General features: G+C 44.7%; 19 protein-coding genes. 13 read left to right on the forward strand and 6 right to left on the reverse strand.

Features of this window, described 5'->3' with window-relative positions:
* Positions 1-582 precede the first annotated feature (582 nt).
* The 6 genes from R7Z78_RS14585 to R7Z78_RS14610 all read left to right on the forward strand — a co-directional run bounded on the left by R7Z78_RS14585 (position 583) and on the right by R7Z78_RS14610 (position 7,332).
* Complete coding sequence (locus R7Z78_RS14585; RefSeq protein ID WP_017633862.1) at positions 583-2,259, forward strand: ABC transporter substrate-binding protein; 1,677 nt, start codon at positions 583-585, stop codon at positions 2,257-2,259.
* A 128-nt stretch (positions 2,260-2,387) separates the two neighbouring features.
* Positions 2,388-3,308, forward strand: coding sequence for an oligopeptide ABC transporter permease OppB (gene oppB / locus R7Z78_RS14590; protein ID WP_005380786.1), 921 nt, complete (start codon positions 2,388-2,390; stop codon positions 3,306-3,308).
* A gap of 15 nt (positions 3,309-3,323) precedes the next feature.
* Positions 3,324-4,226 carry an oligopeptide ABC transporter permease OppC gene (oppC, locus tag R7Z78_RS14595; RefSeq protein WP_017633861.1) on the forward strand — a complete coding sequence of 301 codons (903 nt, stop codon included), beginning with the start codon at positions 3,324-3,326 and terminating at the stop codon, positions 4,224-4,226.
* 27 nt (positions 4,227-4,253) lie between these two features.
* Entirely contained in the window at positions 4,254-5,225 is a 972-nt protein-coding gene (locus R7Z78_RS14600; RefSeq protein WP_005380792.1) for an ABC transporter ATP-binding protein, read from the forward strand.
* Positions 5,204-6,217: a murein tripeptide/oligopeptide ABC transporter ATP binding protein OppF gene (gene oppF, locus R7Z78_RS14605; RefSeq protein ID WP_005387265.1), complete on the forward strand. Its 1,014-nt coding sequence runs from the start codon at positions 5,204-5,206 to the stop codon at positions 6,215-6,217. The genes R7Z78_RS14600 and oppF overlap by 22 nt, the downstream gene beginning before the upstream one ends.
* A 167-nt stretch (positions 6,218-6,384) precedes the next feature.
* A complete protein-coding gene (locus tag R7Z78_RS14610) occupies positions 6,385-7,332 on the forward strand; it encodes a glutathione S-transferase family protein (RefSeq protein WP_053349611.1) in 948 nt (315 codons plus the stop codon).
* 114 nt (positions 7,333-7,446) lie between these two features.
* Here the strand turns inward: R7Z78_RS14610 and R7Z78_RS14615 are convergent, their stop codons facing one another.
* The 3 genes from R7Z78_RS14615 to R7Z78_RS14625 all read right to left on the reverse strand — a co-directional run bounded on the left by R7Z78_RS14615 (position 7,447) and on the right by R7Z78_RS14625 (position 11,689).
* Complete coding sequence (locus R7Z78_RS14615; RefSeq protein ID WP_005380804.1) at positions 7,447-7,869, reverse strand: hypothetical protein; 423 nt, start codon at positions 7,867-7,869, stop codon at positions 7,447-7,449.
* A 342-nt stretch (positions 7,870-8,211) separates the two neighbouring features.
* On the reverse strand, positions 8,212-10,356 hold the full coding sequence (gene pta, locus R7Z78_RS14620; protein WP_005380805.1) for a phosphate acetyltransferase: 2,145 nt from the start codon (positions 10,354-10,356) through the stop codon (positions 8,212-8,214).
* Positions 10,357-10,492: 136 nt separating this feature from the next.
* Positions 10,493-11,689, reverse strand: a complete 1,197-nt coding sequence (locus R7Z78_RS14625) for an acetate kinase (RefSeq protein WP_005380807.1) — start codon at positions 11,687-11,689, stop codon at positions 10,493-10,495.
* Between the two features lie 346 nt (positions 11,690-12,035).
* Here R7Z78_RS14625 and yfbV point away from each other — a divergent pair, with 346 nt between their 5' ends.
* The 6 genes from yfbV to R7Z78_RS14655 all read left to right on the forward strand — a co-directional run bounded on the left by yfbV (position 12,036) and on the right by R7Z78_RS14655 (position 19,289).
* Positions 12,036-12,488, forward strand: a complete 453-nt coding sequence (gene yfbV / locus R7Z78_RS14630; protein WP_005380809.1) for a terminus macrodomain insulation protein YfbV — start codon at positions 12,036-12,038, stop codon at positions 12,486-12,488.
* A gap of 330 nt (positions 12,489-12,818) precedes the next feature.
* Entirely contained in the window at positions 12,819-13,784 is a 966-nt protein-coding gene (locus R7Z78_RS14635) for an ABC transporter substrate-binding protein (protein ID WP_104975498.1), read from the forward strand.
* 175 nt (positions 13,785-13,959) lie between these two features.
* Positions 13,960-14,895: an ABC transporter permease gene (locus tag R7Z78_RS14640; protein WP_012841584.1), complete on the forward strand. Its 936-nt coding sequence runs from the start codon at positions 13,960-13,962 to the stop codon at positions 14,893-14,895.
* A complete protein-coding gene (locus R7Z78_RS14645) occupies positions 14,892-15,686 on the forward strand; it encodes an ABC transporter ATP-binding protein (RefSeq protein WP_104975497.1) in 795 nt (264 codons plus the stop codon). The genes R7Z78_RS14640 and R7Z78_RS14645 overlap by 4 nt, the downstream gene beginning before the upstream one ends.
* Before the next feature lie 141 nt (positions 15,687-15,827).
* Positions 15,828-17,654 carry a maltodextrin glucosidase gene (gene malZ / locus R7Z78_RS14650; protein WP_104975496.1) on the forward strand — a complete coding sequence of 609 codons (1,827 nt, stop codon included), beginning with the start codon at positions 15,828-15,830 and terminating at the stop codon, positions 17,652-17,654.
* 174 nt (positions 17,655-17,828) lie between these two features.
* On the forward strand, positions 17,829-19,289 hold the full coding sequence (locus R7Z78_RS14655; protein ID WP_005380815.1) for a sensor domain-containing diguanylate cyclase: 1,461 nt from the start codon (positions 17,829-17,831) through the stop codon (positions 19,287-19,289).
* Positions 19,290-19,340: 51 nt separating this feature from the next.
* Here R7Z78_RS14655 and dusC read toward each other — a convergent pair whose 3' ends face one another.
* Positions 19,341-20,300, reverse strand: coding sequence for a tRNA dihydrouridine(16) synthase DusC (gene dusC, locus R7Z78_RS14660; protein ID WP_104975495.1), 960 nt, complete (start codon positions 20,298-20,300; stop codon positions 19,341-19,343).
* 170 nt (positions 20,301-20,470) lie between these two features.
* On the opposite strand from dusC, the gene R7Z78_RS14665 reads away from it, so the two are divergent.
* The gene (locus R7Z78_RS14665) at positions 20,471-21,088 is read left to right on the forward strand and encodes a YecA family protein (protein WP_005380818.1); all 618 of its coding nucleotides are present in this window, start codon (positions 20,471-20,473) and stop codon (positions 21,086-21,088) included.
* Positions 21,089-21,167: 79 nt separating this feature from the next.
* Here the strand turns inward: R7Z78_RS14665 and dsbB are convergent, their stop codons facing one another.
* The gene (gene dsbB / locus R7Z78_RS14670) at positions 21,168-21,704 is read right to left on the reverse strand and encodes a disulfide bond formation protein DsbB (protein ID WP_017821379.1); all 537 of its coding nucleotides are present in this window, start codon (positions 21,702-21,704) and stop codon (positions 21,168-21,170) included.
* Positions 21,705-21,787: 83 nt separating this feature from the next.
* Entirely contained in the window at positions 21,788-23,374 is a 1,587-nt protein-coding gene (nhaB, locus tag R7Z78_RS14675) for a Na(+)/H(+) antiporter NhaB (protein ID WP_005380822.1), read from the reverse strand.
* Positions 23,375-23,724: the final 350 nt, after the last annotated feature.

The following is a 23,724-nucleotide window of genomic DNA, read 5'->3' on the forward strand; positions in this document are numbered from 1 at the left end:
CGTAGATATCTATAATCAAATGAGGCCTCATACGGCTTTAAAATACAAAACGCCCGATGAAGTACATCGAGCGTTTTAGTTAAAAAGTGTCAACCCATATCAGGACGGGTCATATCTTCATTGTATTGCTCACTTTGTTTCAATATTTCCTATCTTTTGTCTGGTGATATTCTTCACAATAAAAGTTTTTTGCCCAATATATAAACAATTATTTGTTAGACTTGATTTGTCATAAATGTTAAATGATGTGTAAATATCTAGCATAAGATGCTAGTAAATGGTTTAAACTCAGATTAATCGAAAGTTTTGCCTGTTAAATGTCGCTTCTGGTCTTTATTTGGCTGGTGAATGCTTTGGAGTTAGAGTTTACTGCTAGATATGTGTGGTTTGGTCAGCATTATTGGTTTTTTTGCTACATTTTTATGGCAAATTACTTCAATGATTGCTAATGTGTGCCGCAGTCTTTGTAAGGTTTTAGACTTTTGTGCTCAGAAAGTGCACTAAAAAAATCTAAAACTCTGACCGTTCCAGGCCCTTACAAAGAAGTCATGGATGCTAACGAAAAAATTTGGAGTTTTACGCATGTATAAGAATAAAATCACGCGCGCTTTATTTATTGGTGCTGGTCTTTCTCTCGCTCTAGCTGGTTGTGGTGAAAAGCCTGCGGAGAAACAAGCTGCTGAGCCTGCTCCGGCTCCAGCCCCTGAAGCTAAATCTGATTCTAAAGAGCCAAAACTTGCTGCTGTTCAAGAATTGGTGCGTGGTAACGGTACAGAAGTTGCGACAATAGACCCTCATAAATCTCAAGGTGTTCCAGAATCCCACGTGATTCGCGATCTTCTTGAAGGCCTTGTAAACCAAGATGCGGACGGTAACACTATCCCTGGCGTTGCAGAATCTTGGGAAACTGAAGACAACAAAACATACACTTTCCACTTACGTGAAGACGCAAAATGGTCAAACGGTGATCCTGTCACTGCAGGTGATTTCGTTTACAGCTTCCAACGTGCAGTCGATCCAGCAACCGCCTCTCCATATGCTTGGTACATGGAATACACCAAGATGAAGAACGCAAAAGACATTGTTGCGGGTAAAAAAGATAAGAGCGAGTTAGGTGTTAAAGCGGTTGACGATCACACGTTAGTGGTTGAGTTAGATACTGCAGTACCATATTTTGTAATGATGATGGGCCACACGACAGTGAAACCTGTTCATCAAGCAACTGTTGAAAAGTTCGGCGATCAATGGACGAAGCCAGAGAACTTTGTAGGTAACGGTGCTTATGTTGTTGACAACTGGGTTGTAAACGAGCGTTTGGTTCTAAAACGTAACGAACAGTACTGGGACAACGAAAACACGACGCTTGACCAAGTTACTTTCCTACCAATCGAGAACCAAGTAGCGGAAATGAACCGCTTCCTAGCGGGTGAAATCGACTTCACGAACGAGCTGCCTACAGAGCACTTCAAGCGTCTGAAGAAAGAGCACCCACAAGAAGTGTCTGTAACCGGTAACTTATGTACTTACTACTACATCTTCAATACGAAGAAAAAGCCGTTTGATGATGTTCGCGTGCGTAAAGCGATTTCTTATGCGATTGACCGTAACATTGTGACTGATGCGATTTTAGGTCAAGGTCAAAAGCCAGCTTACTTCCTAACACCTGAAATTACGGCAGGTTTCAACCCAGAAATCCCTGCATACGGCAAAATGACGCAAGAAGAGCGTAACGCAGAAGCTGCGCGTCTATTGGAAGAAGCGGGTTACGGCGCAGACAACCCTCTTGAATTTAACCTTCTATACAATACATCAGAGAACCACAAGAAACTTGCGGTTGCACTGGGTTCAATGTGGAAGAAGACACTTGGTCTTGACGTTACGCTAGAAAACCAAGAGTGGAAAACTTACCTATCTACCAAAGATTCTGGCAACTTTGAGGTTGCTCGTGCAGGTTGGTGTGGCGACTACAACGAAGCTTCATCTTTCCTAACGCTGATGATGAGTAATAACACTACTGGTGGTATTCACTACGACAGCAAAGAGTACGATGCGATCATGAACAAAGCATTTGCTTCAACCTCTGACGAAGAGCGCCAAGCACTTTACCTAGAAGCAGAGAAGTTGATGGCAAAAGATATGCCAATCGCACCTATCTACCAGTACGTGAAATCACGTCTACTATCACCGAAAGTTGGTGGCTTCCCAGTAAATAACGCGGAAGACAAGATTTACTCTAAAGATCTCTACATCACAGAGTAATTCGTAACTCGATAGAACTATAAAAATGAGGCTCTACATGTGAGAAATTGCATGTAGCGCCTATCTTTAGTCCAAAAGAATTGGACGACTTCTTTAATTTAACTGTCACAGACTGAAAGAGTGAGTTTATGCTTAAATTCATCGCAAAAAGGATATTTGAGGCGATCCCAACAATGTTGGTTTTGATCACCGTATCTTTCTTTCTTATGCGCTTTGCACCGGGAAACCCTTTCTCGACAGAGCGTCCATTGCCACCCGAAGTAATGGCAAATATCGAAGCTAAATATGGCTTGGATAAACCTGTATTTGAACAATACACCACGTATTTGACCAATGTTATCCAAGGTGATTTCGGACCGTCATTTAAATACCTTGATTACTCAGTAAACGAGCTGATCGCGGTTGCCTTACCTGTTTCGGCTAAAGTGGGCTTCATCGCCTTTATCTTTACTTTGATAATGGGGGTTACCGTCGGTACCATTGCTGCGCTCAAGCAAAATACTTGGATTGATTACACCATTATGTCGACTGCGATGCTTGGTGTCGTAATGCCATCCTTTGTATTGGCGCCTGCGCTTATCTACATATTCTCGCTTCACTGGAATATCTTCCCTGCGGGCGGTTGGCAAGATGGTAGCTGGCAGTATTTAGTGCTTCCTGTTATTGGTATGTCGCTACTGTATGTTGCTACCTTTGCTCGTATCACGCGTGGTTCGATGATCGAAACCCTAAACAGTAACTTTATTCGTACGGCACGTGCTAAAGGTCTAAGTTACCGTTACATCATTATCAAACACGCTCTTAAGCCGGCACTTCTCCCTGTTGTTTCTTACATGGGTCCAGCTTTCGTAGGTATCATCACCGGTTCCGTTGTTATCGAAACCATTTTTGGTCTGCCTGGTATTGGTAAACTATTCGTTAACGCTGCGTTTAACCGTGACTACTCGCTAGTAATGGGGGTAACCATTCTGATTGGTTTCCTATTTATTCTATTCAACGCGATTGTAGATATTTTACTTGCAATGATTGACCCGAAAATTCGCTACTAACAGGGACGTTTGGTTATGTTAACGAAAAAAGAAAACCTAGAAGCGATTGAGAAATTCTCCGAAAACTTGGAGATTGAAGGTCGCAGTCTTTGGCAAGATGCTCGTATCCGTTTCATGCGCAACAAAGCGGCGATGGTGAGCTTATTCCTTCTTGTTCTAATGACGTTGGCGGTTATTATCCTGCCAATGATCGCACCGTACACATTTGATGATACTGACTGGTACGCGATGCACGTTGCACCGAATGCTGACCATTGGTTTGGTACTGACAGCTTAGGCCGTGATTTATACGTGCGTACGCTAATTGGAGGTCGTATTTCGTTGATGGTAGGTGTTATGGGGGCATTTGTAGCGGTACTGATTGGTACGCTCTACGGCGCAGCATCTGGTTTCATCGGCGGTAAAGTTGACCGCGTAATGATGCGTATTCTAGAAATTTTATACGCGGTACCGTTTATGTTCCTGGTGATTGTACTGGTAACATTCTTCGGTCGTAACATCATGCTGATCTTCGTTGCGATTGGTGCTATCGCATGGCTAGATATGGCGCGTATCGTACGTGGTCAGACTCTTAGTCTACGTAGCAAGGAGTTTATCGAAGCGGCACATGTGTGTGGTGTAAGCAACTGGAAAATCATTACTCGTCATATCGTACCGAACGTACTGGGTATTGTAGCGGTATACTCTACGCTGCTTATCCCAAGTATGATTCTAACGGAATCATTCCTATCATTCCTTGGTCTTGGTGTTCAGGAACCAATGACAAGTTGGGGCGCTCTTCTACAAGAAGGTGCACAGACAATGGAAGTAGCAATCTGGCAGCTGGCATTCCCAGCAGTGTTCATGGTTGTGACGCTATTCTGCTTCAACTACGTTGGTGACGGCCTGCGCGATGCGCTGGATCCAAAAGACAGATAATTAAAAGATAAGATTAAGGAAGCAATGATGAGCTTATTAGATGTCAAAGATCTGCGCGTCGAATTCACCACGCAAGATGGTATCGTAACCGCAGTAAACGATTTGAACTTTTCTCTCAACCAAGGCGAAACCTTAGGTATCGTTGGAGAGTCGGGATCAGGTAAATCTCAAACCGTATTCGCAATCATGGGCCTTTTGGCTAAGAACGGTATTATTTCTGGTAGCGCAAAGTTTGAAGGCAAAGAAATCCTAAACTTACCAGAAAAAGAACTGAACAAAGTGCGTGCGGAACAGATCGCAATGATCTTCCAAGACCCAATGACATCACTGAACCCTTACATGAAAGTGAGTGATCAGTTGATGGAAGTGCTTATGCTGCACAAAGGCATGGGCAAAGCGGAAGCATTTGAAGAATCAGTACGCATGCTGGAAGCGGTAAAAATCCCTGAAGCGCGTAAGCGTATCACGATGTACCCGCATGAGTTTTCAGGCGGTATGCGTCAGCGTGTAATGATCGCGATGGCGTTGTTATGTCGTCCTAAACTGCTTATTGCCGATGAGCCAACAACAGCACTTGATGTGACGGTACAAGCACAGATCATGGACTTGTTGAATGAGCTGAAATCTGAGTTCAACACAGCGATCATCATGATCACGCACGACCTTGGTGTGGTTGCAGGTTCGTGTGACAAGGTGCTGGTGATGTATGCAGGCCGTACTATGGAGTACGGCAACGTAAACGAAATTTTCTACAATCCAAGCCATCCTTATGCGGAGGGGCTGCTGAAGGCGATTCCTCGCCTCGATACTGAGGGTGAAATTCTGCCGACCATTCCTGGTAATCCACCAAACTTGCTTCGTCTACCGCCGGGCTGCCCTTATCAAGAGCGCTGTCACCGTGTGATGGATCGTTGTAAGCGCGAGGCGCCAATTCTGACACCATTTGGTGATGGTCGTCAGCGTGCATGTTTTTCTGAATGGGAGGCTTGGAACAAATGAACGCAGTAGACAAAAAACTAATTCTGGACATTTCTGAGCTGAAAGTTCACTTCAGCATTGCCTCAAAGTCGGCATGGCCGTGGTCAAAGCCTTCGAGCCTGAAAGCGGTAGATGGCGTGAACGTTCGACTATACGAAGGGGAAACGCTTGGTGTAGTAGGTGAATCAGGTTGTGGTAAATCGACGTTTGCTCGTGCCATCATTGGTCTGGTTGAAGCTACTGACGGCCAAGTAGTTTGGTTGGGTCAAGACCTTACTAAAATGAAAAGCGTTCAGCGCCGTGAGACGCGTAAAGAAATTCAGATGATTTTCCAAGACCCATTGGCATCGCTGAATCCGCGTATGACTGTTGGTGATATCATTGCTGAACCTCTTGAGACATTCTATCCAGAACTGTCTAAGCAGGAAGTGAAAGATCGCGTTAAAGAGATGATGGCGAAAGTTGGCCTATTACCTAACGTGATTAACCGTTACCCACACGAGTTCTCGGGTGGTCAGTGTCAGCGTATCGGGATAGCGCGTGCGCTTATCCTTAAGCCTAAGATGATCATTTGTGACGAGCCAGTATCGGCGCTTGATGTATCTATTCAAGCTCAGGTGGTTAACCTGCTTAAAGAGATTCAAAAAGAGTTAGGGCTTTCTCTGGTATTCATTGCGCATGACTTGTCTGTCGTTAAACACATTTCAGATCGCGTTTTAGTTATGTATTTAGGTAATGCCGTGGAACTTGGCGAGGCCGAGGCTCTGTTTGCTGATCCTAAGCACCCATATACGCGTGCGCTGATGTCTGCGGTTCCGATCCCGGACCCGGATATTGAGCGCAATAAGAAAATCCAAATGCTAGAGGGTGATCTTCCTTCACCTATCAACCCACCGTCGGGTTGTGTATTCCGCACTCGTTGCCCACAAGCAACCGAAGAGTGTGCGAAGACAAAGCCAACCATTTTAGGTAATGACGTTCACGCGGTATCTTGTTTACACGTTAGTGTATAAATTCAGCCTGTGACGGGCTTAAGCGCGACACCTTCATCGGGTCGCGCTTTTTTTATGTGTCTGATTTATACATTCGAATTTCTTGAACATGATGTCCTAAGTTCGATGATTCTCTGTTTGATAGGAAACGCTAATATAGACACAAACAGAACGAGAGGAGAGCAATCATGGGTAAGTTGGTTGAAGGTGTTTGGCAAGATGTCTGGTATGACACAAAATCAAATGGTGGCAAATTTGTGCGCGAAGATGCCGGATTCCGTAACTGGGTTAAAAACGACCCTGATGCGGAGTTTACACCAGAGTCCGGTCGATACCATTTGTATGTCTCTCTTGCTTGTCCGTGGGCACATCGAACCCTCATTTTCCGCAAGCTGAAAGGTTTAGAACCACATATTGATGTCACGGTCGTTTGCCCTGATATGCTCAGCCAAGGTTGGCAAATGGGGCTTCCTGAGCCATTGTTTGGTCACACGCGCATGTATCAAATTTACACGCAGGCCAAACCCGATTACACGGGCCGCGTAACCGTGCCTGTACTTTGGGATAAAAAGACCAATACTATTGTGTCAAACGAGTCGTCAGAGATCATTCGTATGTTTAACTCGGAGTTCAATGCGTTAACAGGGAATCGCGACGACTACTATCCAGAACATCTAAAACACGTTATTGATGAGTGGAACGATTTTGTTTATCCGAATGTCAACAACGGAGTGTATCGTTGTGGCTTCGCGACTACGCAAGAGGCGTATGAAGAAGCGTTTGATTCTTTGTTTAATGCATTAGATAAAATCGATGCTCACCTAGCTACGCATCGTTACTTAGCAGGGAACACAATTACTGAGGCGGATTGGCGTTTGTTTACGACTCTTATTCGTTTTGATGCGGTGTATGTGGGGCATTTCAAGTGTAACAAGCAGCGCATCGCAGACTACGAAAATATACAAGGCTACTTAAAAGAGTTGTATCAAGTAAAAGGCGTCGAAGATACGACGGATTTCTATCACATTAAACGCCACTACTACTTCAGCCACACTGGGATTAATCCGACGCAAGTTGTACCAAAAGGGCCTGATTTAGACCTAAATACTCCTCATGGAAGAGAAAGGATTGGCTAGTTTGCTGCTTCCATCGCAAATGAAAAAGTACTTAACGGTTAGCAATGCCGTTAAGTACTTTTGTGTCATCTAAATACCGGGAGTAGGAAGTTTACTTTTTCATTCATCGCCACCTTACTTAGCGCGTACGATGTCCATCACTAGCTTTCCGTCCACTTTTACAGGACCGTCCTCTTTAGCGCCGAGCGTATACTCAAACACACCAGTCTTCATGCCACCTTTCTCTCCGTGGACCATTAACATCAGCATATCGCCTGATTCTACTGGTTCCATCAAAATTGCATTTACGTTTTCATTCTTTCCCATTTTTAACGGAGCGTAGCCGATAACAGGACCAGGCTTCATTGATTCGTCTGTTCGGTGGACAACCATCCACCCATTGTCATCAGCATGAGCCATTTCAGCGGTCACCGTTCCTCCGGACATATCTTGATCGACGCCTTTAATACTCGGGGCGGAAAAGCTGAATGAAGAAAAACTAATCAGAAACGCAGCTAAACCAAACTTTATCAGTGATGTATTGATGAAATCCTTCATATATATTCCTTAGCAGTCAATGAATTTGTGCATTGCAGTAGCTTTTACGTATTTCCTAGCAAAAAAGTTTAGCTAAAACGTAAATAATGTCGATAAATTGAACAGGGACCGTGCTGCTTTGGAGCCAATGCATTTTTGGGAGTGGGTCAATCGGTGTAAGAACAAGCACGAGCAATGTCGATTAGGTATGGGGGGCGATAGGGAGAAAAGCTTTGTGCACCAGTAATTATAGGTTGTGCAGTGATTGGTATAAAAAACAAATAAGTGTTCTGGCCAGCAATAGAAAAAGCCCTCGACGAATCGAGGGCTTTGTATCTATATCCAACTAGATGTCAGAAGCGATTATTTAGCTTCTTGGTCTGCTTGGATAGCTGTTAGAGCGATGGTGTACACGATGTCGTCTACTAGCGCGCCACGAGACAAGTCGTTTACAGGCTTACGCATACCTTGCAGCATTGGACCGATAGATACTAGGTCAGCTGAACGTTGTACCGCTTTGTAAGTTGTGTTACCCGTGTTTAGGTCTGGGAATACAAATACTGTCGCTTTACCTGCAACTGGAGAGTTTGGTGCTTTAGAAGCAGCAACGTTTTCCATAATAGCAGCGTCGTACTGTAGAGGACCGTCAATGATAAGATCAGGACGTTTCTCTTGAGCCAGTTTTGTTGCTTCACGTACTTTATCAACGTCTGCACCCTTACCAGATTCACCAGTAGAGTAAGAGATCATTGCAACGCGTGGTTCGATACCAAATGCTGCTGCAGAGTCAGCAGATTGGATAGCGATTTCAGCAAGCTGTTCAGCAGTTGGATCTGGGTTGATTGCACAGTCACCGTAAACCAGTACTTGATCAGGCAGAAGCATGAAGAATACTGAAGATACGATAGACGCATTTGGTGCCGTCTTGATGATTTGGAACGGAGGAACGATAGTGTTCGCCGTAGTGTGAACAGCACCAGAAACTAGGCCGTCAACTTCGTCGTTCTCAAGCATCATTGTGCCTAGGAATACTGAATCTTGTAGCTTCTCACGAGCCACAACTTCAGTCATGCCTTTAGCACCGCGCAACTCAACTAGGCGAGCAACGTAGTTTTCACGAACAGCATCTGCATCAATGATGGTTACACCAGTACCTAGCTCAACGCCTTGTTGAGCCGCTACGCGACGGATTTCATCTGGGTTACCTAGAAGTACACAGTCTGCAATGCCGCGTTCAGCACAGATCGCTGCTGCTTTAACTGTGCGTGGTTCGTCACCTTCTGGAAGAACGATACGCTTACCTGCTTTACGAGCAAGTTCAGTTAGCTGGTAACGGAACGCTGGTGGGCTTAGACGACGAGACTTCTGAGTGCCTTCAGTCATAGACTCGATCCAGTTACCGTCGATGTGGCCAGCAACGTGTTCGTTGATGAACTCGATACGCTCTTTATCGTCTGCAGGTACTTCGATGCTGAAGCTCTGCAGGTTTAGAGACGTTTGCCAAGTGTTACCTTGTGCTTTGAAGATAGGTAGACCAGTGTCGAATGCTGGTTTACATAGGCCTTCGATTTCGCTAGGGATATCGTAACCGCCAGTTAGCAGTACTGCACCAATATCCACACCGTTCATTGCAGCAAGAGAAGCAGCAACGATAACATCAGGACGGTCTGCAGAAGTAACAAGTAGAGAACCCGGTTTGAAGTGCTCAATCATGTTTGGCAGAGAACGTGCACAGAAAGTGATGCTCTTGATGCGACGAGTGTTGATGTCACCTTCGTTGATGATATCTGCTTTCAGGTGCTTAGCCATGTCGATTGCGCGAGTCGCAATCAGATCAATGCTCCATGGCACACAACCTAGTACACGAATTGGAGAAGTGTTGAAAATTTCCATCACTTTCAATTCGTTTTGTTTTGCGCTGTCTGCATCGTCAAAGATTTCAGATAGGTCAGGGCGAGTACGGCCAGCTTCGTCAACAGGAGCGTTTAGCTTGTTGATGATAACACCAGAGATGTTTTTGTTTTTAGTGCCGCCGAAGTTAGAACATGCTACTTCGATACGCTCTTTCAGTTGCGCAGGGTTATCAGTACCTGGAGTCGCAACTAGCACGATTTCTGCACCAAGTGTTGCCGCGATTTCCGCGTTTACTTGGTTTGCAAATGGGTGCTTACGAGTAGGTACAAGACCTTCGATTAGCGTAACGTCTGCGTCTTTGTTGATTTGGTTGTAACGTTCAACAACGGTTTCTAGCAGCTCGTCCATGTTGTCGTTACCGATTAGGCTTTCAGCAACAGACATCGCCATTGGTTCACCGATCTTCATATCGCTGTTACGACCAACGATAGTTGAAGTCAGATCTGGCTGATCACCACCTGAACGTGGCTGACAGATTGGCTTGTAGAAAGAAACTTTAACGCCTTTACGCTCCATAGCGCGAAGAACACCCATGCTAACGCTTGTTAGGCCAACGCCTGCGCTAGTAGGGATAAGCATAATAGTACGAGACATTCGTAGAGTACCTTTAGCTATTTGGGGGATAAAAGCTCAACTCTTATTCCATGAAGCTCGAAGAATAGGAGTTGAGCCCCTAAGAAATTCGTTTGAATGAAAATCTGGCTAGCCGAGTGGCTAGCCAGGAATTCAATTAAAGACCTGTCAGGCGAGCAGTGTCTTCAGCGATGACTAGCTCTTCGTTAGTAGAGATAACCATTGCAGGGATACGGCTGTTTTCAGTCGTGATAACGCCTTCGCCGCCGAAGCGAGCTTTAAGGTTAGCTTCGCTATCTACTTCGATACCGAAGATGCCAAGACGGTTTAGAACCATTTCACGGATAGGGCCAGAGTTCTCGCCGATACCGCCAGTGAAAGTGATTGCGTCTAGACGGCCTTCCATTGAAGCAGTGTAGCCAGCAACGTATTTAGCTAGACGGTGGCAGAACACGTCCATTGCGCGTGTTGCTTCTTCTTTTTGACCGTAGTTGTCTTCAACGAAACGACAGTCAGAAGTCACTTCGGTTAGACCTTGAAGACCAGACTCTTTAGTTAGCATCGTGTTGATTTGATCAACAGAGTAACCTAGAGCGTCGTGTAGGTGGAAGACGATAGCAGGGTCGATGTCGCCACAGCGAGTACCCATTACCAGACCTTCAAGTGGAGTAAGACCCATAGAAGTGTCTACAGATTGACCGTTCTTGATCGCACATACAGATGCGCCGTTACCTAGGTGACAGTTGATGATGTTTACTTCTTCAACTGGTTTGTTTAGTAGGCCTGCAACTTCACGAGTGATGAACAAGTGAGAAGTACCGTGCATGCCGTAACGACGGATACCGTGTTCTTTGTATAGGTTGTATGGAAGAGCGTATAGGTAAGACTCTTCAGGCATAGTTTGGTGGAACGCAGTGTCAAATACAGCAACGTTTTTCAGCTCTGGGAAGTTTTTCTTAGCCGCTTCGATACCGATGATGTGAGCAGGGTTATGAAGAGGTGCAAATGTTGCAGCGTCTTGAATACCTTTTAGAACTTCATCAGTAATTAGTGCAGATTGAGTGAACTGCTCGCCGCCGTGAACGATACGGTGACCGATTGCGCCTAGGTTAGCTTTAAGCTCTGGCTTAGAAGCAAGAATAGTTTCTACCATAAACGCTAGTGCTTCTTCGTGAGCTGCACCATTGCCTAGTTGAGCTTCGTGCTTGCCATCAAGTTTCCACTTGATGCGAGCTTCAGGAAGGTGAAGACACTCAGCAAGACCTGACAAGTGCTCGTCGCCGTTCTCGGCATCAACAACGGCAAATTTAAGAGAAGAACTACCGCAGTTTAAAACTAAAACTAGCTTAGACATGTATGACTACCTGTTATTCGTCTGATAAAAAATCAGTTAAAGAATGAAAAATTAATCACAAGAATAGCCGATACCCAGAAGGCTGCGTACTAATCCTGGTCAAAAATTGTTCTAATTCCATATAAAGAAATAGTGATGAACCCTTCCATCACTATGATGCGATCCGTGCAGATAGATATCTCGGAGTTGCTTAAATTGTAAATAACAGCAACAATGAGATTGAGGGTCTGCAAAGGATAGCGATAATAAGCAATGATAACAAAAAAAATTTGAAAGAATATTAACTTTCATCAATTTTTTGTACCTTCAGTTGAAATGTTCAACTATTTTTTAGTGAGAGAGCGGTATGAGTAATAAAGTCGGATTGATCCATAGCCTGAAAGATGGCCAGAATTACATGGAGATCTGGCCGGTTCGTAAAGAGCTAAGCGCCATATTTCCGGAACAGCGTATCATTAAGGCGACTCGCTTTGGCATTAAAGTCATGCCGGCCGTTGCTGCGATCAGCGTACTCACTCAAATGGCATTCAACAATTACCACGCGTTACCTCAATCCATTGTTGTCGCCTTGTTTGCGATTAGCTTGCCACTTCAGGGCATTTGGTGGCTTGGTGCTCGATCCAACACGAAATTGCCGCCTTCTTTGGCCTCTTGGTATCGGGAGTTGCATCAAAAAATTGTGGAAACAGGTTTTGCATTAGAGCCTGTCAAAGCTCGCCCTCGTTACAAAGAGCTTGCGATAATACTGAACCGAGCGTTTCGCCAGCTCGATAAATCGTCATTAGAGCGTTGGTTCTAATTTAAATTGTTTGAAATGGAGTGTGCACTGGCCGCTCCATTTTTGATCCTGCCTCTATTACCTACTTTGACGGTCGTTGATGAAGCGAGCGAAGCTTTGTTTACCAAAGATTCTTTCCGGATGAAGAAGTCCCCCCGATCACAAATGTTGCTTTAGTGTTAAATCTTTCTTTTCTTTACTAAGACTTAGTAGTAATAATAAAAACAAGATGCGCAAGAAGTGCACAGTTATATGAACACAACAATACCGCCTTCAAACATTTGAATTCACGAGTCGATACACATATTGAAAGCTCGTGAAACAAGGACGAAGTCACATCAAGGAGTTATGATGAAAACGAAACGTTTATTAGCCACTGCCGTTCTATCAGCTACTGCTATTTTCTCTTCTACCAGTGTACTGGCCGCCACTGCAACTGTCGCAGTTTCACAGATTGTCGAACACCCGGCGTTAGACGCGACGCGCCAAGGATTGCTTGATGGTTTGAAAGCGAAAGGCTACGAAGAAGGCAAAAATCTAGAATTTGATTATAAGACCGCACAGGGTAATCCAGCGATTGCGGTGCAAATTGCCCGTCAGTACGTCGGCGAAAATCCTGATGTGTTAGTTGGCATCGCGACACCTTCGGCACAAGCTTTGGTGTCGGCTACTCGATCTATTCCTGTTGTCTTTACTGCGGTAACAGATCCGGTTGGTGCGAAATTGGTTAAGTCGATGGAACAACCAGGCAAAAACGTAACTGGCCTGTCTGATCTTTCACCCGTTGCTCAGCATGTCGATCTCATCCAAGAAATTCTTCCTCAGGTGAAAAGCATCGGGGTTGTATTTAATCCCGGTGAAGCTAATGCCGTGACTTTGGTTGAATTACTAAAAGAAAGCGCAAAAGCAAAAGGCATACAAGTGGTTGAAGCGACCGCACTAAAAAGTGCTGATGTTCAGTCTGCGACTCAAGCGATTGCAGCGAAATCAGACATTCTTTACGCCCCAACAGACAATACAGTTGCAAGTGCGATTGAAGGAATGATTGTGGCAGCGAATCAAGCGAAGAAACCTGTATTTGGTGGCGCGACGTCGTATGTCGAAAAAGGTGCAATTGCAGGCTTAGGTTTTGACTACTACCAGGTTGGTGTACAAACCGCGGATTACGTGGCGGCGATTCTTGATGGTCAAGAACCAGGCAAGCTAGATGTAAAAGTCGCGACGGGCTCTGACCTTGTAATTAACGAAAGCGCAGCATCTAAGCTCGGTATCAAGCTGCCAAGTTCTGTGGTTGAACGTGCGACAAGCATGCAATAAGTAACGCTTTTTGGGGTTAAGCCTGTCACGTTGGTTGGTAGAGGCTTGCCCCAAAATTGATACTCGCCGGATTTCTCGTGTAGAGCATTCTGCTAGAGAAGAAGGGGGAGTATACGTTAGAAGTCTTACGTTCAGGTTGGTATTAGCCAGCCTGAGCATGCAGAAAGGAGCAGTTATGTCTGCATTTGCTTTTTTTGGCGCACTCGAAATTGGCTTGATTTATGGCCTAGTCGCTCTGGGTGTGTATCTTACGTTCCGTGTTCTCGATTTCCCCGATTTGAGTGTGGATGGCAGCTTTCCAATGGGAGCGGCGGTGGCTGCAACGGCGATTGTCGCAGGTATTAATCCTTGGCTTGCGACAATAATGGCGATGATAGCTGGTAGTATGACGGGGTGGGTAACCGCTTTTCTGGCTGTTCGGTGTGGTATTTTACACCTGTTAGCTTCCATTCTTACCATGATCGCTGCATTTTCAATTAATATTCGTATTATGGGCAAACCTAATATGGCGTTGCTTGGAGAGGATACTATTCTCACTCCGTTTGAAGCATTGGGCGATGCGATGTTTATTCGCCCTCTGGTTGTTGGGGTCTTAGTTCTTCTTTCCGCTTTCTTTGTCATTCGCCTGCTGAACAGCGACTTTGGTCTTGGTTTACGAGCCACGGGTGTGAATGCGCGTATGGTTTCTGCGCAAGGGGCGAGCACTGGCTTTTATACCTACTTTGGCTTGGCTTTATCCAACGGGTTTGTGGGATTCGCAGGCGCGTTGTTTGCACAAACGAACAGCTTTGCGGATGTGACCTCTGGCGTGGGCACCATTGTCGTTGGTTTGGCAGCTGTGATTTTGGGGCAGACCCTTATTCCCGGGCGCAAGATTTGGGTTGCGGTGTTTGCGGTCATCATCGGTTCGGTACTTTATCGCCTTGCAGTGGCTTTCGCTTTGAGCTCTGGCATGTTTGGTTTACAAGCTTCAGACCTCAACCTGGTTACCGCAGTATTGGTGGCTGTGGCGCTTATTGCTCCAAAGCTAAAACAGAGCATGAGAGCGAAACAACGCGTTACTGATGCTAAACAAGCGGCATCAAAAAATGGTTCTGGGGAGGCATTATGATCGAACTAAATAATATTCAGGTCACGTTCAACCCTGGGACGATTTTGGAAAATTGTGCATTGAAAGGCGTCTCTTTAGAGGTTCCAGAGCATCAATTTCTTACCGTGATTGGTTCTAATGGCGCAGGAAAATCGACGTTGCTTGGTGCGGTGACAGGTGAGACGCCGATGATAGGTGGTCAGGTGATCATTGATGGCAAAGACGTCACCAAGCAGACGGTTGCCCAACGTGCGACGCAATGCGCCCGAGTGTTTCAAGATCCATTGGCCGGGACTTGTGGTGAACTTACGATAGAAGAGAACATGGCTCTAGCGCACATGCGTGGTAAAAAACGCAGCTGGGGGTTGGCGCTCTCTACTAAACGTCGCAAGCTGTTCCAAGAGCGAATTAGCATCCTCGGTCTTGGTTTAGAAGACCGCTTGGGCGATAGCATTGGGTTGCTGTCTGGTGGACAACGACAAGCCGTTAGCCTTGTGATGGCGACGTTATCGGAGAGTAAGCTGTTATTGCTTGATGAACACACGGCTGCGCTTGATCCTCGTATGGCGGCGTTTGTTATCGACTTAACTAAACGTATTGTCGATGAGTTCGATTTAACAGTGATGATGGTGACGCATTCGATGAAAGACGCATTAGCATGTGGCGATAGGACCGTAATGCTTCACCAAGGTGAAATTGTGCTTGATGTGGCTGGAGAGCAGCGCGCTAACATGCAAGTACCAGACTTGTTGGATATGTTCTCCAAAGTGCGTGGTGAAGAGCTGGCAGATGACAGTCTCTTGTTGAACTAAGCGGTATCCGACAAGTCACTACGCCTACTAAGTGTGATCCTCCTTGGGAAAATTGGCTGATATGTCAACTCGCAAGGAGGATTTCTTGTCTCTAATTCTTCAATAACATAGTGGCATATCCGATGACGAGGAGTGCCCATAATGAACCTGCCATTTATTTTTCATAGTCAAACTATTGATGGTTTAGCTTTTAATGACGAGCAAGTTACAGTCAGACTGAAAACCGAGACATTGGATTTTGATTCCGTCTATGTGCGTATTGAGCCGGACAATGAAGAATATCTGGTCGATATGGCTCAAGTAGGAACAGCTGGTGAATTACTACTATGGGAGGCATCGTTTCGACCAAATCAAGATCGAGATGTCACACATTATGTGTTTAAGCTCCTCAAAGACGGACAACAATACTGGCTCGATGCACGAGGCGTACAAAAGCGTATTCCACCCAAAGAGTTCCACTTTAAGTTGAATGTAGAGCATCAACCACCAAACTGGGTCCAAGAGCAAGTTTTCTATCAAATCTTTCCTGACCGTTTTTCTGCTAGTAAAAGTGAGTCTGATATTCGCCACGCTTATGCTCAGTATGATTCTGCCTCGTTCGTCAAGGCGTGGGGAGATGCGGTAGGCTCTCACCAAAATACCGGGGCACGTGAATTCTTTGGCGGCGACCTCAAAGGTGTGGAGCAAAAGTTGGACTATCTTGAACAGCTCGGCGTTACTGCGCTTTATTTTAATCCGATCTTTTCTTCACCAAGTAATCATAAATACGACACCACTGATTACTTCACTGTTGACCCTATGTTCGGCACCAACGATCAGTTTGCTGAACTGTGTGAGAAAATCCGTGGTAAGAATATGAAGATTGTCTTAGACGCGGTGTTTAACCACACGTCAGTGCATCATCCTTGGTTTGATATCCAACAAAAAGGAGAAGGAGCATATGGCAATCCGCAGTCAAAGCTCCGTGATTACTACTTTTTCGAAGGCGAAACCAATCACTACATTGGTTGGAAAGGCATTGGTAACTTACCGGTTCTGAACTTCGAAAATGAACAGGTGCGCGACTACATCTACCAAAGTGAAGATTCTGTCATCAAGTATTGGCTGAAGCCACCGTACTTGGTTGATGGCTGGCGGTTTGATGTAATCCATATGCTTGGCGAAGGGGACGGCGCGAAAAACAATGCTCATTATGTGGCAGCGTTTCGTCATGCAACTAAGTCAGTAAACCCGAATGCTTATGTGTTAGGTGAGCACTTTTTTGAAGCAACGCAGTGGTTGCAAGGTGATCAAGAGGATGGGGCGATGAACTACTACGGTTTTGCTCATCCAGTCCGAGCTTTTATCGCACGACAAGACATTATGTACGATCCAATCAACATTGATGGTTTGGAGTTTAAAGTATGGTTGGACGAAGCCAGAGCAAAAATCCCATTTTCGAATCAGCTATCGCAGCTAAATCAACTCGATAGTCACGATACTGCTCGGTTTATCACATTGGTTGATGGTGATAAGCGTAAAATGAACATCGCGCTAGCAATGCTTATGACTTACGTTGGCACGCCTTGTATTTACTATGGGAGTGAAGTCGGTCTAGAAGGAGGGCTAGACCCGGATAATCGTCGTTGTTTTCCTTGGAATGAAATTGAAAGTTCACAATGGCTATCGCTTTACCAACAATGGGTCAAGATACGTAAACAATGTAAGCCTTTACAGTCGGGCTGTATTCAATGGCTGCATTGCACTAACAACCAGTTGGCGTACGCACGTGTACTGGGTCGTGAAGCAGTCGTTGTTATGATTAATCTCAGTGGTAATGAATGTTCAATCGATTTACCTATGTGGCAACTGGGCTTGGAGGTTAGCCAAGTTATATCGTTGTTAGATGACACAGAACAGGTTGATTATAAAGGTCATATCTCTGTCAATATGTCGGCACAGAGCTGCAAATTATGGCGACTAAAGTGACACCACACTCTATATTGATTAAACTCCTTTAATATATAAACGGTCTCAAACAGCGCGCACACATTTGTTTGGTCTCTTGTTATCTGGTGCTGCATTGCATGCGTCACCAGATAACGAGTATCAATTTAATAGCAGTCATAAGAGACTATTGACCTTTCATATGCATGGTACTCAATGGTAAACCAAAGGCGATTTAGCCTCTCATTTGTCATCTTTTTTCCTCTGGCGTTATTTGTAGTGGTTTTACTCGTGACAACGAAAAATTACTATGATGCGGTTAACCGCTATATCGATTCTGAGTATTCGCGTATCGAGCGTGCAATGTCTCGCGGTATTAAAGTACTCACGGCTTTAGATTACAGCTTCACCAACTATACCAATTACGCTAACCCACTGTTTGAAGAACATAATTCTTTAGTCAAAGAAGGGCTTTGTTATCTTTGGCCTATAGATGTGTTATTACTCGAAAGTGTTTATAGTGAAGGGTTACCTGCGGTTGACCTTGATTATATGATCGTAGGGGATGAAAGCTTATGTCAGCAAGGTTCAACGATTAACCAGTTAGCTGAACAAAAGGCGGGTTTTGCGCCGTCATTGTCATTTCTGCACGATATTGAATCGCACATTGTTGGAATCCATTACATTGACAAGCGCGGTTACGTTATCTCCTCACCCGATACCTACGCAAAAAATTTCACAAGAGAGCTTTTGTCAACGCTAAAAGCCCGACCTTTTTGGCAAAAAACCGCGCAAGATAAAGTGAACATTACCTTGGCTGGACCAGGGCCTGTGTTGGACTCGATGGAAGGTCAAGTCATTAGTATGACGGTACCCGTCTATGAGAAAGGAGAACACCAAGGTGTTTTGTCTATTGATTTTGATATCAATACGCTCATGGCTTCATCGCTAGGTCTTGTAGGTCAGTTTCATTTGGTTTCCAATTTACAATCCATTCCTTCAAACAGTACACGAATCAAACCAGTCGAATTAGAGCGATTGAGTGCGAATCACAGCATGTACTACGAGTACAACCTTTGGGATGAAGCTAAGAACCTAGCGGTTTTTGAAAAATACAGCCTTATTGTCGCACTATTTATTTACGTGCTGAGTACCGTCGTCTTGTTCTATGTGAATATGCATAGCGAGCGACGTTACTTTAAAGAACTGGCAGCAAGAGACCCAATGACCAGCTTATTGAATCGTCGAGGTATGCAAACCGTGTGGCGTAATAAGATGACAAAAAAACAGGTTGCTTTGGCAGTGTTCGATATTGATAACTTCAAGAAGATCAACGACACCTATGGTCATGATGTCGGTGATTCTGCAATTCAGCTTGTTGCAAAATGTATACGTGAAAATATTCGCCATACCGATGTTGCCTCAAGGTTTGGTGGCGAAGAGTTCGTTTTAGCGATTTATGACGAAGATTCAGAGGGCATTAAACTCATTTTAGACAGAGTAAAAAAGGCCATAGATGAGCGCTCGACACGCGTAACGAAAGAAGGCTTTACGATCTCTGGCGGTGTGGTGTTTAGTAAAGAGAGCCGAGTAGAAAACTTTGATGAATTGTTTAAAGCGGCGGATGAAAAGTTATATCAAGCCAAAAGTACCGGCAAAAATAAGATCTGTTACTAGGATTTAGATACAAAAAAGGACGAGATATTCGTCCTTTTTTGTGTTCGGGAGTTATGCAACCTGAGAGTTTAAGTCATCGTGGTAGCGTTGAATATGCTCAACAATTGGTGCGGCTTTGTTGAACGTTCTGATTTCTCTAAATAGGTCTTTTGCTTCAGGATAAGCCTGACGTAAGTAAGAGAACCATTGTTTTACGCGGTTTGGGTAATACAAGCCTTTATCGCCTTTCATCTCAAACTTGGAGTAATAGATGAGCAACTCAACCACCTCGGGCCATGACATTGGCTGGTGGTTATGTTTTACCATATTGCCTAAGTTAGGGATATTGAAAGCGCCTCGGCACACCATCAAAGAGCTAACGCCAGTCGTTTCAATGCAACGTTGACCGTCTTCATAATTCCAAATTTCGCCATTCGCAATCAGTGGGATATCAAAACGTTCACGAATTTGGTTGATGTAATCCCATTTTATCTCAGAAGCTTTATAACCACCTTGTTTAGTACGTGCGTGTACGGTCAGTTCATTTGCGCCAGCAGACTGAATGGCATCGACAATTTCAAAGCAATCTTCAGGGTTCTCCCAGCCAAGACGAATTTTTGCAGTTACGGGAATGGCTTCTGGAACGGCTTCTCGACAAGCTTTAACCACACGGTGAATGAGCTCTGGATGTTGGAGTAGCGCTGCTCCACCTTTACTTTTGTTGACCATTTTGGCTGGGCAACCAAAGTTTATATCAATACCTCTGGCGCCAAGGTTTGCCGCTTTAATTGCGTTCTCAGCCATCCAGTTCGGTTCTTGTCCCAACAATTGCACATGTACTGGCACACCAGATGCAGTCTGAGAACCTTGCAACAGCTCTGGGCATAAACGGTGAAACACATGATCGGGTAATAGCTGGTCGATTACGCGAACAAACTCCGTAACACACAGGTCATAGTCGTTTATCTCGGTCAGGATTTGGCGCATCAAATGATCTAAAACGCCTTCCATTGGGCCTAGTACAACTCGCATAGCTTGCCTAATACAGTTTGGTGGTAAAAAGGAGGGCGATTGTAGCGATGTAAGTTAAGTTTGTCATTAAAAGACTCGAAGCGCCCAATGCCGTCAAACACACAACGTTAGGTTACTTGCTTTTGAGCTCTGAGGTATAATGCCGCCAAATTTATGGGAAACCAGATGTCATGCAATACACATTGATTGAAAAAGGTGAAGTTCACGTCGATGAATCTTGCCTATTTATCGAAGGCGCAGTGTTAGCTGCGAATCTGACGACAAAACCACTCGCTCCTGAAAAGTGGTTAGAGCCGCTATTAGGTGAGGGATTCAAAGCGATTCAACCAGCTGTGGAAGAGCAAATTCACAAGCAGCATAACCGAATTCAACGAAACGAATATTCCGTGCTAGAGCTAACAGGCAAAGAACCTGAACAACTTGCTGATTTTGCCGAAGGCTTTATGTCTGTTTGGCCAATGATTGAAGAACAATGGCAAGACGTTGAGCTCAATGATGGGTTACAGCGTATGCTGCAAGCATTACTGACCACTTTGATGCTGGCTATCGATGAGCCAGCAACGCAGCAACAGATGCGCGACGCAGGTATTGAAACGCCACCGGCCCTGACAGATTTAGTCGATCAGCTTGATTTAATGGTCGGTGAAGTCGCGCTGGGCGCGGATGAGTTGATGGTAGGCAATAAAGCTCAAAGCCTAAACCCATTCAAAGGTATCGGGCGCAATGATCCCTGTCCTTGTGAGAGCGGAAAAAAATTCAAGCAGTGCTGTGGTCAATCACGCGGCTAAATCGAATCGCCGCGCTATCCACTTAACAAAAAGCCGACCAGATGGTCGGCTTTTTGTTAATTTTTACGCGTCAGTAGGATTAACGAATTGGATTAACGCGTTTTGCAGGGAAGAATTGTGCAATTACAATTAATGCCAAAGCGATTAAATTGCCTGCAAAAATTACGACTAACCATTGTGGCATTGATAAATCAAGGAACTGCCATACAACCTTAGAGCAATCACCATATGCTTCAAACATCCAAGGAACCCACTGATTGAGCGGAGCCCAGCTAGGGAATGTGACGAATAAATCGCAAGTCGCGAATGGTGATGGATTAAACTGGTAGTCAACGTGCTGCATCGCAAGTAACAAACCCTTGTAAGCACTTAATCCCCAGCCTATCAAACCTAGCCAGCGGAAAATTGGGTTCTTGGGTGCCAATATACCAACCATTGCAGCGACGCCCACTCCCATCATCGCGACTCTTTCATAAATACACATGACACATGGTGCAAGCATCATGACGTGCTGAAAATAGAGGGCACATGCTTCAAAGAAAACGACGAATAGCAGAAGCAGTAGCCACGATAAACGTCCCTTTGAAAACTGGTTAAGTGAATTTAAAATAGTCACGTTTTTGTTCCTGTCTGAAATAGAAAAAGCTCTGAATACTCAGAGCTTTTTATCGTGGATAAGTTTCCTAATCAACTCAAATTTTAGTGACCACCGGATACTACGGGAGTCAGATCACCACTATGAGGTAAAATCCAACCAGCTTCGTAGAAAGAAGCTGTTGCAGGCTCTAGGAAGAACATGATTCCCATTAGACCGACAATCGCAAGAACGACGGTGTAAGGCAGCGCCATGATAACCATTCGCCCGTAAGACAGACGAATTAATGGAGCGAGAGCCGATGTGAGTAAGAATAGGAATGCCGCTTGACCGTTTGGCGTAGCAACAGAAGGCAGGTTAGTACCAGTATTGATTGCCACCGCCAGTAAGTCGAACTGATCACGAGTAATGAGACCCTCAATGAGTGCAGTTTTTACTTCATTGATGTAAACCGTACCAACGAACACGTTATCCGACACCATAGATAATAAGCCATTCGCCACATAGAACAGAGCTAGCTGAGTACCTTTATCTTCAACGGCAAGCACCGCATCGATGACTGGTTTAAACAGCTCTTGGTCAATGATTACAGCAACGATCGAGAAAAATACTGCAAGCAGTGCAGTGAAGGGCAGGGCCTCTTCAAACGCTTTCCCCATGGAGTGCTCTTCAATGACACCAGTAAATGCGGTCGCTAAAATGATCACAGAAAGGCCAATTAAGCCGACAGCCGCTAAGTGCAAAGCGAGTGCGACGATCAACCAAACCGCAATAAGACCTTGAACCCAGAGTTTTGCGACATCTTGATTTGTTCGCGTTTTACGCTCTTCACGATCAAAATCGACGAGGATCTGACGAACGTTGTTAGGAAGCTTTGCGCCGTAGCCAAACACTTTAAGCTTTTCAACTAAAGCACAAGTGATGAGACCACAGAAAAATACAGGTAGTGTCACTGGAGACATACGGATTAGGAATTCACCAAATAACCAACCCGCTTGGTCTGCAATAATTAAGTTTTGAGGTTCACCAACCATCGTGGTTACGCCACCTAAGGCAGTACCTACACCAGCATGCATCAACAAAGAGCGCAAAAAGGCACGATAGTTTTCTAAGTCATCACGCGTTAGTTCAGTGATCGTGTCATCTTGTGTATGGTCATGGTCACCGATAGGGTTACCAGACGCTACTTTGTGATAGATAGAGTAAAAGCCGATCGCCACGCTGATAACAACGGCGATAACCGTCAAGGCATCCAAAAATGCAGACAAAAATGCCGCGGCAAAGCAGAACGCGAGTGATAGTAGGGTTTTAGAGCGAATGCCAAGTAAAATCTTGGTAAAAATGAACAGCAATAGCTGCTTCATGAAGTAGATGCCCGCAACCATAAATACCAGAAGTAGCAGTACTTCGATATTTGCTACTAATTCGTGCTTAACTTGCGCAGGGCTAGTCATGCCGATAGCAATGGCTTCAATAGCAAGTAAACCGCCAGGTTGTAATGGGTAGCATTTTAATGCCATTGCTAGCGTGAAAATAAATTCAGCGACCAACAACCATCCAGCTACAAATGGGTTTATTAGGAAGAATACAATCGGGTTAATTATTAAGAAGGCTATAATGGCAACTTTGTACCAATCAGGCGCTTTACCAAGGAAGTTCTTGATAAAAGCGTTTCCGAGCGATATCGGCATGATAATTCTCTTTATAACAAAATTATGAATAGACACTACAATAGTGCTTAAGTATCTGTTTGTTAGACTTATTAACTAGTCTTTAAAAACAATAACTTAGTAAAACAACAATCCTTTGTTTATTGTAGTCTTGCCAAGTTACTTCCCCTGAACTCAAGCACCGCTCACTTTCGACCGCAAACTCTACACTCAGGCATTTATTAGTCAATAACAAAACGTGATGCTACCGACTAAAATGACTTTTTAAATGTAATAACGCGATCAAAACGGCGTTACTATACCATGAAAGTCTTAAAAAAATCCTCTTGGATTTTAAATGACGGCCAGTGACGAGAAAAGGCAAATTAAGA

The organism is Vibrio sp. 1167 (assembly GCF_033340375.1).
Classification (GTDB): domain Bacteria; phylum Pseudomonadota; class Gammaproteobacteria; order Enterobacterales; family Vibrionaceae; genus Vibrio; species Vibrio alginolyticus.